Annotated in this window: 15 protein-coding genes and 1 pseudogene; 8 read left to right on the forward strand and 8 right to left on the reverse strand. The window is 70.0% G+C overall.

All coding sequences use genetic code 11. The annotated features are described in order from the left end of the window. Positions 1-34 precede the first annotated feature (34 nt). A complete protein-coding gene (locus ABT061_RS35050; protein ID WP_350926171.1) occupies positions 35-1,408 on the reverse strand; it encodes an ABC transporter substrate-binding protein in 1,374 nt (457 codons plus the stop codon). Positions 1,409-1,764: 356 nt separating this feature from the next. Here ABT061_RS35050 and ABT061_RS35055 point away from each other — a divergent pair. Together ABT061_RS35055 and ABT061_RS35060 are read left to right on the forward strand one after the other, a co-directional pair. After that, a pseudogene (locus tag ABT061_RS35055) lies at positions 1,765-1,860 on the forward strand (hypothetical protein); the annotation flags it as partial. A gap of 253 nt (positions 1,861-2,113) precedes the next feature. Further along, entirely contained in the window at positions 2,114-2,401 is a 288-nt protein-coding gene (locus tag ABT061_RS35060) for a Fe-S cluster assembly protein HesB (RefSeq protein WP_350926173.1), read from the forward strand. 90 nt (positions 2,402-2,491) lie between these two features. On the opposite strand, the gene ABT061_RS35065 is transcribed toward ABT061_RS35060, so the two are convergent. Together ABT061_RS35065 and ABT061_RS35070 are read right to left on the reverse strand one after the other, a co-directional pair. Then, complete coding sequence (locus ABT061_RS35065) at positions 2,492-3,673, reverse strand: zinc-dependent alcohol dehydrogenase (protein ID WP_350926175.1); 1,182 nt, start codon at positions 3,671-3,673, stop codon at positions 2,492-2,494. Positions 3,674-3,814: 141 nt separating this feature from the next. Next, the gene (locus ABT061_RS35070) at positions 3,815-6,130 is read right to left on the reverse strand and encodes a phosphoketolase family protein (protein ID WP_350926177.1); all 2,316 of its coding nucleotides are present in this window, start codon (positions 6,128-6,130) and stop codon (positions 3,815-3,817) included. Positions 6,131-6,424: 294 nt separating this feature from the next. Between ABT061_RS35070 and ABT061_RS35075 the strand changes: the two genes are divergently transcribed. Together ABT061_RS35075 and ABT061_RS35080 are read left to right on the forward strand one after the other, a co-directional pair. Next, positions 6,425-7,282 (forward strand): fumarylacetoacetate hydrolase family protein, encoded by an 858-nt coding sequence (locus ABT061_RS35075; RefSeq protein ID WP_350926179.1) that lies wholly within the window; start codon positions 6,425-6,427, stop codon positions 7,280-7,282. An 85-nt stretch (positions 7,283-7,367) separates the two neighbouring features. Continuing rightward, positions 7,368-8,555 (forward strand): FAD-dependent monooxygenase, encoded by a 1,188-nt coding sequence (locus ABT061_RS35080; protein ID WP_350926181.1) that lies wholly within the window; start codon positions 7,368-7,370, stop codon positions 8,553-8,555. Here ABT061_RS35080 and ABT061_RS35085 read toward each other — a convergent pair. The 4 genes from ABT061_RS35085 to ABT061_RS35100 are packed head-to-tail and all read right to left on the reverse strand — an operon-like array spanning position 8,542 to position 11,133. Beyond that, positions 8,542-8,859: a hypothetical protein gene (locus tag ABT061_RS35085; protein ID WP_350926183.1), complete on the reverse strand. Its 318-nt coding sequence runs from the start codon at positions 8,857-8,859 to the stop codon at positions 8,542-8,544. The genes ABT061_RS35080 and ABT061_RS35085 overlap by 14 nt on opposite strands. After that, the gene (locus ABT061_RS35090; protein ID WP_350926185.1) at positions 8,856-10,598 is read right to left on the reverse strand and encodes a SulP family inorganic anion transporter; all 1,743 of its coding nucleotides are present in this window, start codon (positions 10,596-10,598) and stop codon (positions 8,856-8,858) included. The genes ABT061_RS35085 and ABT061_RS35090 overlap by 4 nt, the downstream gene beginning before the upstream one ends. Continuing rightward, positions 10,595-10,930: an ArsR/SmtB family transcription factor gene (locus ABT061_RS35095; RefSeq protein ID WP_343973370.1), complete on the reverse strand. Its 336-nt coding sequence runs from the start codon at positions 10,928-10,930 to the stop codon at positions 10,595-10,597. The genes ABT061_RS35090 and ABT061_RS35095 overlap by 4 nt, the downstream gene beginning before the upstream one ends. Before the next feature lie 2 nt (positions 10,931-10,932). Next, complete coding sequence (locus tag ABT061_RS35100) at positions 10,933-11,133, reverse strand: hypothetical protein (protein WP_350926187.1); 201 nt, start codon at positions 11,131-11,133, stop codon at positions 10,933-10,935. Positions 11,134-11,424: 291 nt separating this feature from the next. On the opposite strand from ABT061_RS35100, the gene ABT061_RS35105 reads away from it, so the two are divergent. Together ABT061_RS35105 and speB are read left to right on the forward strand one after the other, a co-directional pair. Further along, complete coding sequence (locus ABT061_RS35105) at positions 11,425-11,592, forward strand: DUF3073 domain-containing protein (protein WP_084195352.1); 168 nt, start codon at positions 11,425-11,427, stop codon at positions 11,590-11,592. A gap of 363 nt (positions 11,593-11,955) precedes the next feature. Continuing rightward, entirely contained in the window at positions 11,956-12,981 is a 1,026-nt protein-coding gene (speB, locus tag ABT061_RS35110) for an agmatinase (RefSeq protein ID WP_350926189.1), read from the forward strand. 5 nt (positions 12,982-12,986) lie between these two features. Here the strand turns inward: speB and ABT061_RS35115 are convergent, their stop codons facing one another. Beyond that, positions 12,987-13,436 carry a hypothetical protein gene (locus ABT061_RS35115; protein ID WP_350926191.1) on the reverse strand — a complete coding sequence of 150 codons (450 nt, stop codon included), beginning with the start codon at positions 13,434-13,436 and terminating at the stop codon, positions 12,987-12,989. A gap of 383 nt (positions 13,437-13,819) precedes the next feature. On the opposite strand from ABT061_RS35115, the gene ABT061_RS35120 reads away from it, so the two are divergent. Together ABT061_RS35120 and ABT061_RS35125 are read left to right on the forward strand one after the other, a co-directional pair. After that, positions 13,820-14,758, forward strand: a complete 939-nt coding sequence (locus tag ABT061_RS35120; protein ID WP_350926193.1) for a CHAP domain-containing protein — start codon at positions 13,820-13,822, stop codon at positions 14,756-14,758. 95 nt (positions 14,759-14,853) lie between these two features. After that, entirely contained in the window at positions 14,854-15,792 is a 939-nt protein-coding gene (locus ABT061_RS35125; RefSeq protein WP_350926195.1) for a siderophore-interacting protein, read from the forward strand. Positions 15,793-15,915 lie beyond the last annotated feature (123 nt).

The raw sequence follows: 15,915 nt of genomic DNA on the forward strand, positions 1-15,915 counted from the left end.
CGGCCGACGGGCCGGCACCCCGGGGGGCAGAAGATCAGCTCGACTTCGCCAGCACCTTGTTGGCCTTGGCCTCGGCGTCGGCCAGGAGCTTGTCGATGTCGGCGTCCTGCCTGGTCAGCACCGCCGACATCGGGACGTCGAGGATCGCGTAGAGCTCCTGGGACTTCGGCGGCTCCAGCTTGTTCTGGATGGTCGCCGATCCCTCCACGAAGGGGGTGAAGTTCTCCACCGGCACCGTGGCGTTCACCTTACGCAGCTCGGTGATCTCCTTGCCCGGCGCGGCGTCGCCGTACAGGTCGGGGATCGGCAGGCCGACCGGGCGGCCCTGCTGCTTGCTGCGCGCGTAGTTGAACTGCCCCTGGCCCGGGGTCAGCTCATGGAACTCCAGCCACAGCATGGCGGCCTTGATCTTCTCGGGCGTGGCCTTGGGGTTGATCATGTAGCCGTCGCCGCCGTTGAGTGAGGCCCTGGCCTCGGGCAGGGCGGTGACCCCGTAGTCCTCGAACTTGCCCTTGAAGTCGTTGTTGACCGTCTGGACGACATCCGGGGCGCCGATCATCATGCCGAGCTTGCCGCCGCCCATCATCCGCATCAGGTCCTCCCACTGGAGGAGCTGCTTGGTGCCCATGCTGTTGTCGGTCCAGCGCATGGTCTTGAGGTTCTCCAGGACGGCCTTGCCCTCCGGGCTGTTGAACGCCGCGGTCTTGCCGTCGGGAGTGACCATCTCGCCGCCCCGCCCGTAGAGGGAGGCGGCGAAGTGCCAGCCACCGGTGTTGCCGGCGCTGTACTCACCGAATCCGACATATCCGGCACCAAGTCCGGAGATCTTCTTCGCGGCCTCCTGCACCTCGGCCCAGGTCTTGGGCGGCGCGGTGGGGTCGAGACCCGCCTGGGTGAACAACTTTCGGTTGTAGACCAGGCCCATGGAGTAGTTGTTCCTGGGAAGGCCGTAGATCTTGTCGCCTTCCTTGAAGATGCTCATGACGTCGGGCCGCAGGTCGCCCAGCTTGGTGACGCTGCCGACGTACGGGCTGATGTCGGCCGCCTGGCCCGCCGCGATGATCTTCTTGACATCGGTGTAGTAAACGTAGAAGACGTCCTCCATCGTGCCGCCGGCCAGCTTCGCCTGGAAGGTGTCCGGGTTGATGCAGGGGAAGGCGTCCTTGCTGTCGATCGTGATGTTCGGATGCAGTTTCTGGAACGCGGCGACGTCCTCGTCCCAGGCGGTTCGCTCCAGCGGGTTGCTCTTCGGCGGCTGGCAGCCGACGGAGATCGTGACCGGAGCATCGGCCCCAGCGGCGCTCGGACTGGTTTCGGCGGCCTTGGATCCGCTGTCGTCGTTGCCGCAACCGGCGGCGGTGAGCGCGATGGCTGCGGCAAGCAGCATCGAGAGCTTGGGGGATTTCATCCGAGGCACTCCTTGGCGGGTCGGTTGCGAGAAACATATAGATACGTGCAGGAAGTAGCAAGAGCCCGTCAGTTCAGATGCAAAAAAGTGACAGTGACGGGCCGGTCATCCCGCCGTAACACCTCGCTGCAACCAAAAAATCCGTCTGACCTGCGAACATGTCGAGACGACGCGGGATGTAGTCATCCGGCTGCAAGAAGATGCTTGATGACGTCATTTTCTTGTCGGAACTTTCAGAAAGCGGTTGTTCGAAGCCGTACCGTCCGGGGCGCCGGAAGGAGGGCCCGGCCGGTGAGATCATGGAGTCCAGCACGCGTGCCGGCTACTATCCCGGCGCCCGCCGGATGAGGATCAAGATGATCGCCGACCGGGGGACGGGCCGGCTGCTGGGGGCCCGGATCGTCGGCCAGGAGGGCGCGGCCAAGCGCATCGACGCCCTGGCCATCGCCGTCTGGCACGAGATGACCGCAGAGGAGATCACCGGGCTCGACCTGTCGTACGCTCCCCCCGTTCGCCCCCGTGTGGGACCCCGTTCTGATCGCCGCACGCAAGACGGCCGAACACGTCGAGCGGCTCGGCCGGAAGGGCTGATCCGCCGGCCCGACCTGGACGCGGCGGCCACGAGAAACCCCGGGTGGATGGTTGGGCCGGATGAGAGCGGGCAAGGGCGAAGAATCCAAGTGCCGATACCGACAAGGAGTAGCAATGCTCACATTGACGGACACCGCAGCCCAGGTAATCCGGGATCTCAGCTCGCAGGTGACGGACTCTCCCGATACCGGGGTCCGCATCTCGTCCCAGAGCGACGGCACCGGATCGCTCATGCTGTCGATCGCCGAACACCCCGAGTCCGCCGACAAGGTGGTGGAGTCGGCGGGAGCACGGATCTTCCTCGACCCGCAGGTCGTGGACATGCTGGACGACAAGTCCCTGGACGCCGACGTCGACGAGGGTGGCGGCGTCGCGTTTCTCGTCACCGAACAGCCTCACTGACCATCCGCCGTAAATCCGGTACGCGTGCCCCGATCCCCCTGGGGGGACCGGGGCGCGTCCGCGTTCTCAGCGCTCCCTCGGCCGTCCTCGTCAGGGGTTGAGCAGGATCTTGATGGCCCCGTCCCGCTTCTTCTGGAAGATCTCGTAGCCGTAGGGGGCCTGGTCGAGCGGGAGCCGGTGGGTGGCCAGGTCCATGACCCCGAGCGGATCGGCGTCATCGGTCACCAGCGGCATCAGGTCGTCGATCCAGCGCTTGACGTGGGCCTGGCCCATCCGCAGCGTGATGCCCTTGTCGAACATCCTCAGCATCGGCAGCGGGTCGGCCATGCCGCCGTAGACGCCGACGACGGAGATCGTGCCACCGCGCCGTACCGTGTCGATGGCCTGGTTGAACGCGGCCAGCCGGTCGACCCCCGCGTTGGACATCAGCGGGGCGGCGATCGCGTCGGGCAGCAGGCCGGTGACGGTGTGGGCGAACTTGGCGACCGGGGAGCCGTGCGACTCCATGCCGACCGCGTCGACGACGGAGTCGGTGCCGCGCCCGCCGGTCAGATCCCTGACCGCCCCGGGGATGTCGCCGGTCACGGACGCGTCGAGCACCTCGACGCCGTGCCCTCGGGCCATCGCGAGCCGCTCCTGCACCCCGTCGACACCGATGACCCGGTAGCCGAGGTGCCTGGCGATCCGGCAGGTCATCTGCCCGATCGGTCCGAGCCCGAAGACCGTGACGCTCCCGCCGTCGGGAATGCCGGCGTACGACACCGCCTGCCAGGAGGTGGGCAGCACGTCGGACAGGTAGACGAACCGCTCGTCCGGCGGCCCCTCGGGGACCTTGATCGGGCCGAACTGCGCCTGCGGGACCCGCAGGTACTCGGCCTGCCCGCCGGGGACCTCGCCGTACAGCCTGGTGTAGCCGAACAGGGCCGCGCCCATGCCCTGGTCGCGGACCTGGGTGGTCTCGCACTGGGCGAAGAGGCTCATGCGGCACATGTGGCAGTGGCCGCAGGCGATGTTGAACGGGATGACCACCCTGTCGCCCGGTTTGACGGCGGTGACCTCGGGGCCGACCTCCTCCACCACGCCCATCGGCTCGTGGCCCAGGATGTCGCCCTCGCCCATGAACGGCCCCAGGACCTCGTACAGGTGCAGGTCGGAGCCGCAGATGGCGGTGGTGGTGATCTTGATGATCGCGTCGTTCGGTTCCTTGAGCGCCGGATCGGGAACCTCCTCGACCCGTACGTCGCGCCTGCCATGCCAGGTGAGAGCCTTCATTTTCCCTCCCCTATCGCGTGAGCTGTGACGATGCCTCCTTACCCGCTCCGTGAGGGCCAAACTGGGTGGTTCTCCGCCGGGGTGCGACCTGCCCGGGAGACCGGCGTGGCCTCCACGGGCAGGGCACGGGCGGGGTCGTGGTCAGTACGGCCAGGTCCAGTCGCGGATCTCGGCGGGATCCTCGCCGTACTCACGGGTGTAGGCGCGAGCGCTCAGCCGGCGGTCCATCATGTGCTGACGCAGATGCGCCGACCGCTCCGCCAGCCCGGGAACCCGGTCGATGACATCCATGACCAGGTGGAAACGGTCGATGTCGTTGAGCATGGCCATGTCGAACGGAGTGGTGGTGGTCCCCTCCTCCTTGTAGCCGCGCACATGGATGTTGTCATGGCCATGGCGCCGGTAGGTCAGCCGGTGGATCAGCCACGGATAACCGTGGAAGTTGAAGACGACCGGCTTGTCGGCGGTGAAGAGCGTGTCGAACTCCGCGTCCGACATGCCGTGCGGATGCTCGCTCGGCGGTTGCAGCCGCATCAGGTCCACCACGTTGACCACCCGCACCTTCAGCTCGGGCAGGTACTCGCGCACCAGGGCCGCCGCCGCCAGTGTCTCCAGCGTGGGCACGTCCCCCGCGCACGCCAGCACCACGTCCGGCTCGGTGCCGGCATCGCTGCTGGCCCACTCCAGGATGCCCAGGCCCCGGGTGCAGTGCGCGATCGCCTCGTCCATCGGCAGCAGGTCCAGCACCGGCTGCTTACCCGCCACGATCACGTTGACGTAGTCACGCGAGCGCAGGCAGTGATCCGCCGTCGACAGCAGCGTGTTGGCGTCCGGCGGCAGGTAGACCCGCACCACCTCGGCCTTCTTGTTCATCACCACGTCCAGGAAACCCGGATCCTGATGGGAGAAACCATTGTGATCCTGACGCCACACATGCGATGACAGCAGGTAGTTCAACGACGCGATCGGCCGCCGCCAGTGAATCTTCCGGCAGGCCTCCAGCCATTTGGCATGCTGGTTGAACATCGCGTCGACGATATGGATGAACGCCTCGTAGCAGTTGAACAGCCCATGACGGCCGGTCAGCAGGTACCCCTCCAGCCAGCCCTGGCACAGGTGCTCGCTGAGCACCTCCATCACCCGCCCGCCCCTGGCGAGGTTCTCGTCGGTGGGCAGGATCTCGGCGTCCCAGGCCCGGTCGGTGACCTCGAAGACCGCCGACAGCCGGTTGGACGCCGTCTCGTCCGGGCCCATCAACCGGAAGTTGTCGGGGTTGGCGGCGATCACGTCACGCAGGAACATCCCCAGCACCCGGGTGGGCTCCGTCGACACGCGAGCGGGAGCCTTCACCTCGACCGCGTAGTCACGGAAGTCGGGCAGTGCCAGCGGCCGCAGCAGCTCACCGCCGTTGGCGTGCGGATTGGCGCTCATCCGCAGCGGCCCCTCGGGTACCGTCTCCAGGACCTCCGCCACCGGGTGGCCCCGGCCGTCGAACAACTCCTCCGGCCGGTAGGAGCGCATCCACTCCTCCAGCATCGCCAGATGCTCGGGACTGTCACGCACTCTGGTCAACGGCACCTGATGCGCCCGCCAGGTCCCCTCCACCGGCAGACCGTCGACCTCACGCGGCCCCGTCCACCCCTTCGGCGTCCGCAGGACGATCATCGGCAGGCGGTCGGCCCGTCCGTGCCGGTAGTCGGCGATCTGGTCGAACACCCGTTCCAGGGTCTCGGCCATCAGCGCGTGCATGACCTCGGGGTCGTCGCCGGAGACGAAGTGCGGCCGGTAGCCGTACCCCTCCATCAGCTTGACCAGCTCCTCCTCGGGGATCCGGGCCAGCACGGTCGGGTTGGCGATCTTGTAACCGTTCAGGTGCAGGATCGGCAGCACCACCCCGTCACAGGCGGGGTCGAGGAACTTGTTGGAGTGCCAGCTGCCCGCCAGCGGCCCGGTCTCGGCCTCGCCGTCACCGATGACGCAGGCCACCACCAGGTCCGGGTTGTCGAACGCGGCTCCGTAGGCATGGGCCAGGGCATAGCCCAGCTCACCGCCCTCGTGGATCGACCCCGGGGTCTCGGGCGCGACGTGGCTGGGTATGCCGCCGGGAAAGGAGAACTGCCGGAAGAGCCGCTGCATCCCCCGAGCATCCTGCCCCACATCCGGATATTTCTCGGTATAAGAGCCCTCCAGCCAGGCATGCGCCACCGCCGCGGGACCGCCGTGGCCGGGCCCGGCGACGTAGATCATGTCCTGGTCGCGTTCGGTGATGATCCGGTTGAGGTGGGCGAAGCAGAAGTTCAGCCCCGGCGTGGTCCCCCAGTGCCCCAGCAGCCTGGGCTTGATGTGCTCGGGTCGCAACGGCTCGGTCAGCAGGGGGTTGGCCAGCAGGTAGATCTGACCGACCGACAGGTAGTTGGCCGCGCGCCAGTAGGCGTCGACGTGCGCGAGTGCGTCCATACATCGACAGTTCCTCCACGGAGGCGTTCCAACCTCGACGGGGCGAACGTGTTCATCCCGCGTGCCTGGCACGAGCGGGAAGGCGCCCGCGGCGGGCGGCCCCACCTGGGCTCCCCCTGGACGCCCCCGCACCGGGCCGGAGCCGGGATCTCCACACCACCGTGATCATCTGTGTCTCCTGTCCCATTACGGTATTGAGGTGGAATGTACGAAGATCTCCGGGTGAGCCGATGGCACCGTGGCGGTGTTCGAGGATGCGGTGGTCCCCCTCGCCGGGAACGTCGGGAGTGAGCAATGAGATTTGTCGGGTTTCGGGATGGTCGTCAGGTCCGGGTGGGAGTGCTGACCGGCACCGACCAGGTGGTGCCGCTGGCCGAGGTGAGCGAGTTCTACGAGGACCTGCCCGGCTGGACCGCCAGGGCGCGCGAGCTCACCACCGGTGAGCCGGCGGGCGAGCCGGCAGGTGAGCTGGCGTTGGGCGAACTGAGCCTGGCTCCGGCGGTGACCGGTTCCGCACGGGTGCTGTGCGTCGGGTTGAACTACCGAGAACACGCCGCAGAAGGCGGTTTCTCCACCCCGGAGACACCGACGATCTTCGGACGGTGGACGACGTCGCTCGCGGTCGACGGGACGCCCGTGCCGGTGCCGCCGGACGAGGCGGGCCTGGACTGGGAGGTCGAACTGGTCGCGGTGGTCGGTACGGCCATGCGGTGCGTGGACCCGGAGACCGCGCTCGCCGGGGTGTTCGGCTACGCGGTCTTCAACGACCTGAGCGCCCGGCGGGCACAGCGGCTGACCGCGCAGTGGACGCTCGGCAAGAACTCCGACCACAGCGGGCCGATCGGGCCTGTCGTGACCGCCGACGAGGTGGGCGACCCGGCCGGCGGCCTCCGGCTGGTGACCCGGGTCAATGGCGAGGTCGTCCAGGACGGCGACACCAAGGACATGATCTTCCCGGTCGGGCAGGTGCTGGCGCACCTGAGCCGGACGATGACGCTGCTGCCCGGAGACCTGGTGGCGACCGGCACGCCCTCGGGGGTGGGGCACGCACGCACCCCGGCGTGGTTCCTGCGGCCCGGTGACGTGGTCGAGGTGGAGATCGACCGGCTGGGCTCGGTGCGCAACCCGATCGTGGCCTGGCCGGAGAGCTGAAACGACGTCGCAGGCGTCTTGGCCGGTGCGCTTCCATATCGCGGCGCGCCGGGATGAGAGGCCGTTCGAGGAGAGGAACCCCTGAGTGAGAATCGCCATCATCGGCGGAGGCCTCGGCGGGCTGGCCGCCGCCCTGCTGCTGCGGCAGGCGGGTGTCGAGGCAGTCGTGTACGAGCAGACCGCCGAGCTGCGTGAGGTCGGCGCCGGGATCGTGGTGGGCCCCAACATGGTCCGTCCCCTGGCGCGGGCCGGTCTCGGCGAGCGGCTGGCGTCCTTCGCCGTGCCACTGGAGGCCGCCTGGGAGTTCCGGCGCTGGCAGGACGGCCGGGTGCTGTTCTCCCAGCCGATGGGCGAGGAGTGCCGCCGGCTGTACGGCGCCGACTGCTACGTCGCGCACCGGGCCGACCTGCTCGAGATGCTGCTGGAGGCACTGCCCTCGGACGCGGTCAGGGCCGGCCGGAGGCTGGAGACCTTGCGCCAGGACGGCTCCGAGGTCGAGCTGGTCTTCACCGACAGCCGGGGCGAGAAGACGACGGTGACCGCCGACGGGGTGATCGGCGCAGACGGCATCCACTCGGCGGTACGGCCCACGGTCGTCGAGGAGGCGCCGCCGCGTTTCTCCGGGCTGTGCGCCTACCGGTGCCTGGTCGAGGCCGAGCACGCGCCGGAGCTGGCGCTACGCCGGGTGCAGACGCTCTGGCTGGGCCCGGGCCGTCACTTCGTCCACTACCCCATCAGGGACAGAAAGCTGATCAACATCGTCGCGATCGTGCCCGCCGGCGACTGGCGTGTCGAGTCGTGGACCGCAGAGGGGCGGATCGAGGACCTGGCGCGCGAGTTCGAGACCTGGGACCCGCGGCTGAGGCAGCTGGTCGCCTCGGCCACCGAGACCAGGCGCTGGGCCCTGTACGACCGCACCCCCCTGGAGCGCTGGACATCCGGGCGGGTGGCCCTGCTGGGTGACGCCGCCCACTCGATGCTGCCCTTCCTCGGCCAGGGAGCCGCCCAGGCGGTCGAGGACGCGGTGGTCCTCGCGAGCTGCCTGCGTGCCGCCACCCGCGAGACGGTGGCGCAGGCGCTGGCCCGCTATGCGGAGATCCGCCGGCCCCGGGCCTCGCAGGTGCAGCTGATGAGCCGTGGCCGCGAGGTGCAGAACCACCTGCCCGACGGGCCCGCCCAGCTGGAGCGCGACGCGGCCTTCGCCGGCGGCGACCCGCTCCGGCAGAACGCCTGGCTCTACGGCCACGACCCCGAGACGATCATGGCAGGCTGAGGCGGCCCGGCCTCGCGCCGCAGGGCTCCGGCCCGCTCGGGGTGGGAACACCCGGCGGCGCGGGTGGTCGCTCCACCTTGCACACCCCGCCCAGGCCGGCCGGCAGCCCTGACATGAGGTAGACGACGCCCCTGGTGCGAACGACCGGCACGCCATGAGGCCGGCGGCGTCCTCGCTCCCGCCGATGGCGTGGACGTTCCGCCTTGCGCCGGGCGAACTCCTGGGCGGTGGTGCCGACGCCGACCACGATCGCGTCGCCCCCTTCGACCGGGGAGACCGCGAGATCGGCGATGGCCCGCTTCACGGTCCGGCCGTGACATCGCCCCGGGACTCGGTGGACGTCACGGTGGACGTCATCGACCGCGGCCACCCCTCGGCGGCATCGGTGAGCAGGTCACGGGCATGCATGATGGCGGCGGGGGTGTCGGGGAAGATCAGGCCGTCGCGACGCAGATGGTCGGCCACCCCGAGCGCGGCCAGAACCTGATCGTGGCCGGGCCGGATGCCGGACAGCAGCACGACGATGCCGCGGTGTTCCAGATCGGTGATCACCTCTCCCAGCACCCGCGCCCCGGTGGCGTCGAGAGTGGAGACCCGGGACATGCGCAGGATCACCACGCGCGTGTCGGCGACCTCCGACAGCTCCAGCAGGAACCGATGGGCGGCGGCGAACACCAGCGGCCCGTCGAACCGGTAGGCGACGATGTGCTCCCGCAGAAGCCGGTACTCCTCCTCGCTGTGGTCACCGCTCTCCAATGGCACCCGCTGCACCTGCGCGTTCCTGACGATGGCGCGCAGCGCCAGGACGATCGCCGTACCGATGCCGACGGCGACCGCGGTCACCAGGTCCACGGCGACCGTGACGACGAAGGTGAGCAGCATGACGAGCCCGTCACCACGTGTCGCGCGCGCGATGGCACGCAGCGAGCCGACCTCGACCATCCGCACCGTCGTGGCCAGCAGCACACCGGCCAGCGCCGCCAGCGGGATGTGCCCGACGACTCCGGACGCGGCGAGCACGATCACGGCCAGCACCACCGCGTGGGTGAGCGCGGCCAGGCGGGAGCGGGCGCCCGAGCGGACGTTGACCGCGGTGCGGGCGATGGCGGCGGTGGCCGGGATGCCGCCGAACAGCGGCGCGGCCAGATTGGCGATGCCCTGGCCGAAAAGCTCGCGGTCAGGGTGGTGTCTCTCGTTGACGCTCATCCCGTCGGCCACGGAGGCGCACAGCAGGCTTTCCAGGGCCGCCAGCGCGGCGACGGCCAGCGCCGAGGGAAGCAGCGCGGCTATCGCGCCGGTGTCGAGGAAGCCCAGCGAGGGGGCGGGCAGACCGGCGGGAAGCGCTCCGATGCGGGCGACATCAAGGCCGGCGAAGACGGTGACCATCGTCGCCAGCGCCACGCCGATCAGCGAGAAGGGCAGGCCGGGCCGCAGGCGGGCACCGACCAGCATGAGGGCGGCCACCGCCACGGCCATCACCACCGGCACCGGGTCGGGGGCGGCGGCGAAACGGGCGACGGCCTCGGCGGCCACCCGCCAGACCTGCTCCCCGTCCACTCCCGAGACCCCGAGGGCGGCGGGCACCTGCTGCAGCGCGATCACCATGGCGATCCCGGCGGTGAACCCCTCGATGACCGAGGTGGGGATGAACTGAACGTAGCGGCCGACCCTGGCCACCGCGAGCCCGACCAGCACCACCCCGGCCAGCAGTCCGACCATCAGCACACCGGGTGCGCCGAACCGGTGCACGATCGGCAACAGCACCACGGTCATCGCGCCGGTCGGCCCGGAGACCTGCAGGTTGCTCCCGCCGAAAACCGCCGCGAGCGTCCCGGCGACGATCGCGGTGACCAGACCTGCCTGGGCCCCCATCCCCGAGCTGACCCCGAAGGCCAGCGCGAGGGGCAGCGCCACGACCGCCACGGTCAGCCCGGCCAGCAGATCCCGTCGCGGATCGCGACGTGCGGGTGCCCAGTCGGCGCGAGTGGGCAGCAGGTCCGACAGGCGGGCCCGCAGCCGCCCTGCGGCGGCGGGCGTGCTCACCCGCGAGCCTCGGCGCGCAGTTCGGCGAGCAGCTCACCCTGCTCGGCGAGCAGCTCGGTCAGGATGGATCGCGCCGCGAACATCAAGGTGGCCACATCCGGGGTGGAGAGCACGTACACGACGGTGGCGCCCTCCCGGGTGGCGGTCACCAGCCCGGCACGGCGCAGCACCGCCAGCTGCTGGGAGAGGTTGGAGGCCTCGACGTCGATGGCGCTCAGCAGATCCCGCACCGGCAGGGGGCCGTCCTGCAGCAGCTCCAGCACCCGGACACGGACCGGATGGCCGAGGGTGCGAAAGAGCTCGGCCTTGGCCTGGTGCAGTGGCACCGGCATGATCACGCGGCCCCGGCGACTGGCCCGCCACCGGGGGGGCGTACATCGACGCAGTGCCGGGCGGCGATGCGCAGCAGGTTCTCCAGGCGCCCGGTCAGGACCTCGACCGCGTGATCGTCGGAGGCCCGGCGCATGAGCTCCAACTCGCCGTCGACATCGGCTATGCGCGCCCTTAACTCCGCCGCGAACTCGCTCTCGCTCACGCCCCCCACCTCCCGTGGATCAGGTCATCCCCGGCGTCCGGTTTACCGGCACACCCTTCCTGATGATGTGCCAAATTGCATAATTCTTCAAATCGTAATGACGTTGGCTATGATGGCGGGAGCCGTTTTCCACAGGTCCCCGGCCGGTCGGGCCCGATCAATGACGGATCGACCGCCAAGCGGGATACTTGGTGCGGCTACCGCGGGCTGACCTGCGGCGTCAGAGCGCGCCAGCCGGCGATGCGACAGTGACGAGAGGCCGAGCACGGCCTGCGTGAGGGAGTACAGCCAATGGGACGGGGCCGAGCCAAGGCGAAGCAGACAAAGGTTGCTCGCGAGCTGAAGTACAGCAGCCACAGCATGGATCTCGACCGGTTGCGTAAGGAGTTGGGCGCCGGTGACGACACCGCGCCGGAGAGCGAGGCCGACGACCCTGTCGGCGAGCCGACAGGCAGGTAGGGCTGGTTGCGCGGGGTTTCACGGATCGAGGGAACGGCCCGTGCCCCCGAGTACGGCGGCGAATCCCGCGCAACATCCTGCAACATCATTGAGGCGACCAGGCAGAGCTGCTTACCGTCACGGTTGTGCGATACCGCCGCACGGCGGGTCACACCCCCCGTACGGCGCGTCGACGGAGAGCTCTGGCGGGTCCCACCTCATCAAGACGGTGACCGGCTGCCCCTTCCCCCCGGACACCGGGATCTGCCAGTTCACACGCCGTGGCCCCGGGAAGAATCGCCGGCTCCCGCGAGGTCATGCCTCGCCGAGGCGGAAAGTCTCCCTGGGCCACGGCCACCACCCATCGCGTGTGCCGGAGAGGCCTTGACGAACCGCTACGGGGCCCAGTTCGGGCCCGACATCACCTTCCTCGGCGTCGACCGATGCTCACTGGATGACCCCGCCGGCTATGCGGGCGCCGACGTCGTGATCGTGGGGGCGCCGTTCGACGGCGGCACCTCGCACCGGCCAGGAGCGCGCTTCGGGCCACAGGCGATCCGGATGACCGACTACCTGCCACACGACGGGGCGCGCCCCAGCCTGGCACTGCGCACCGACGGGCTGCGCGACCTGCGCGTCCTGGACGCCGGTGACGTCGAGATGCCGCCCGGCGACATCCTGGCCTCGCTGTCCGCGCTGGAGGCCGCCGTCGAGAAGGTGGCCCGAGCCGGAGCCATCCCGGTGGTCCTGGGCGGTGACCACTCGATCGCCTTCCCCGATGCCAAGGGCGTGGCCAACGTCCTCGGGCACGGCCGGATCTCGATGATCCACTTCGATGCCCACGCCGACACCGGCGACATCGAGTTCGGCTCGCTGTGGGGGCACGGGCAGCCGATGCGCAGGCTCATCGAGTCGGGGGCGCTGCGTGGCGACCGGTTCCTGCAGATCGGCCTGCGCGGCTACTGGCCGCCGCCGGAGACGCTGGACTGGATGGCGGAGCGCTCGATGCGCTCGTACGAGATGACCGAGATCGTGCACCGCGGCCTGACGGAGTGCCTCACCGAGGCCTTCGCCATCGCGACCGACGAGTGCGACGGTGTCTTCCTGTCCATCGACATCGACGTGTGCGACCCGGGTCACGCGCCGGGCACCGGGACGCCCGAGCCCGGCGGCATCACCGCGCGCCAGCTCCTCGACTCCGTACGGCGCATCTGCCTGGAGTTGCCGGTCGTCGGAGTCGACGTGGTGGAGGTCAGCCCGCCCTACGACCACGCGGACATCACCGCCGCGCTGGCCAACCGCGTGGTTCTCGAGGCGTTGAGCGCCATCGCCCGGCGGCGGCGCGACGCCCGGGACGGTACGGCGTGGAACCCGCTGCTTCCCCTGCTCGCCGACCGCCCGGACCGCTGAGAGGTCTACCTGGCTCTCGGGCGGTTGCCCCACCTGGGCTTGCGGAACAGATCGCGCCGCTCCAGCAGGTAGACGAGCTTCGAGGCCGCGAGCCTGACGGCCTCCTCGTGCCGGTGGCGCTTCTGCGGTACGGCGGCGCTCCAGCGCTCAAGCAGCAGGGCGATCTCCTCGGCGAGTTCGCCGATCACCCGGTAGCGGGTGCTGAAGGCGTAGAGGTCCCCGTGCACCGCGTTCACCAGGTCCTCCTCGACCCGGTGGGCGAGCGGCCTGACCCGGCGGAGGATCCCGGCCTCCATCGCCGGAGTGACCGGTGCCCGGCGGGCGTCGCCCTCGGGCACCATGATGAGAGCCCGGACCCGCGCGACGGCCAGGGCACGCTCGGCCTGTGGGGTCGAGGGGTGCTCGGCGAGGTCCAGGAGGCGGCGGAGGGTCTCCTGTGTCTTGTCGTCGAACATGGAAACCCAATCCGCCTTCGCGTCCGGTGTTTTCGCCGGACCGGGAGAGCGGGTCTCGGCGTCGGCATCCGCGCATGCCGCGCATGTGCGATCACATGCTATTCGACCCGATGGGCACGGGCGGCTCCCGGTGTGCCCCCTGCTCCCCGGGGATGGCCTCGGCCCCTCGCTCGTGGTGTCCGCTCCCGGCCACCGGACGATGCTAAAGGGTGTACGGCAGGGTTTCACCCCTTTTGTCGAATCCGGTATTCGACAGCCCCGCAAGCCTGCTTTTTCCGCTAATAGCCTCACTCCTCGGTTTTTCTGCGAATACAGTCCAGCTCTATCGGACGGCGCCCCCTTCGCGGAAGGGCGGAGGAGAGTGGACGGGGTGGCTCACGGCCATGGATCCGATCGGTGACGATCTGCTCAGAATCATCAGGCCTGAGATCGGGTACCGGGAGGGACCCGGCCAGCACAGCAAGTTCGGTGAGTGGTACGCGGCCAACGTGGTCCAGGACCCGCAGTACGAGACGGCCCCGTGGTGCGCGATGTTCATCGCCTGGGCCGCGGAACGGGCGGGCGTACAGCAGTACGTCGGGCAGTTCGCCTGGACCCCGTCGCAGGCCCGCTGGTTCGAGACGAACGGCGCCTGGTCGCGGACACCCGAGCCGGGCGCCCTGGTCTTCTTCGACTGGTCGGGCGGCAAGGACATCAAGGGGATCGACCACGTCGGTGTCGTCGAGAGTGTCGAGGGTGGAACGATCCACACCATTGAAGGGAACGTCGACCGGGTCTGGCTGAAGCGCAAGACGCGCGACCAGAGCAAGGTCGTGGGCTACGGCCTGCCGCGCAAGGTCAAGGAGAACCTGGCGGGAAAGAACGACACCGCCCCGCAGCAGATCGGCCGGATCGAGGTCCGCCCGGCACTCGCCCCGGCCTCCACCGCCCTGACCGACACCTCGGGTACGCCCCCCGTCTCCATGGAGACCGCCGTGGTCGCGGGGCTGCTGACCTTCGTCCTCGGCACCTCGTTCGTCCTGTCCCGGCTGCGTCCCCGCGTCTCGGCGGGACGGCACCGCAGGAGGAACGGGCGGCAGGAGGCTCGGCGGCGGGCGGAACGGCGGACCGGTGGAGCGCCCCCGGCCGGGGCCTCGCTCTCCCTGGCCGGGGCACCCGAACAGGACGGGGCCGGCAGTCCGGAGACGCTCCGGGTGCGCAGACCGGGCTGGGCGCACGAGCCGTACCGCGCGGATCACCCACGGCCCGTCAGCGGCCTTACCCCCGAGACCTCCGCCCCCGAGACCCCGGCCCCCGAGGCGGAGGCGCGCCGGGCCGCGTGACCCCCCGGGCCGGTGAGCGCGGACTCACAGGTTGATTAATAAGGTTAGGCAAAGCTAAGTTACTGGAAACGGCACTTCCCAGTAAAGGCGGCGTGATGACAGCGGGCGGCGAGCAGACCCTGGAGCGGACGGCGGGGGTTCCGGTCTACCGGGGCCACCACGTGGAGGTTCTGCGGACGGCACGGCTCAGCCCGAGCTTCGTCCGGGTCACCTTCGGCGGCGAGGACCTGGCGGGCTTCGCCGACAAGGGCTTCGACCAGCGGATCAAGGTGATCCTCCCGCTGCCGGACGGCAGCCTCACCCCCCTGGGCGACGGGGACGACTGGTACCAGCGGTGGCGTGCGCTCCCGCAGGAGCTGCGCAACCCGATCCGCACCTACACCGCCCGCGCCGTCCGGCCTGAGCGGCGCGAGCTCGACGTCGACTTCGTCCTGCACGGTGAGACCGGCCCCGCGTCCCGGTGGGCGACCCATGTGACCCCCGGAGACCGGGTCGTGGTGGTCGGCCCCAACGCCGCCCACCCCGGCCCCACCGGCGGCCAGGAGTGGGCGCCGCCCGCCGGGGCGACGCACCTGCTGCTGGCCGGGGACGAGACGGCCGTGCCCGCCATCACCACGATCGCCGAGTCGCTCCCCGGTTCCGTGCCCGCCACGGTGCTGCTGGAGGTCCCCGAGGCCGCCGACGCGCTCGCCCTCGATGTCCGCCCGGGTGTGCGGGTCACCTGGCTGCCCCGCGGGAGTGCCCGCCACGGCGACCTGCTCATTCCCGCCGTCCGCGACGCCCTGAGCGCGCTCGCCGCACCGGCGGGCACCGCCCCCGATGCCGCCGCCCCGCTGGAGGACGTCGACGTCGACACGGAGATCCTTTGGGAGGTCCCTGACTCCTCCACGACCGACGGCCTGTACGCCTGGCTGGCGGGCGAGGCGGGGATGGTCAAGCTGCTCCGCCGCCACCTGGTACGGGAGGCGGGAATCGACCGCTCCGCGGTGGCCTTCATGGGCTACTGGCGGCTGGGACGCGCGGAGAGCGCCTGAACCCGGCGGCAGAGGCCCCGCGGGGCCTTTGCCGTTCCGTACCCGAAAACCTGCCGACTCCTTGCCCCGAGGCGGGGCCGGACAGGTGTCCGGGCCGCGTAGCTTGAGGGCGTAGGGTACCCG

The organism is Streptosporangium sp. NPDC002544 (assembly GCF_040295965.1).
Classification (GTDB): Bacteria; Actinomycetota; Actinomycetes; order Streptosporangiales; family Streptosporangiaceae; genus Streptosporangium.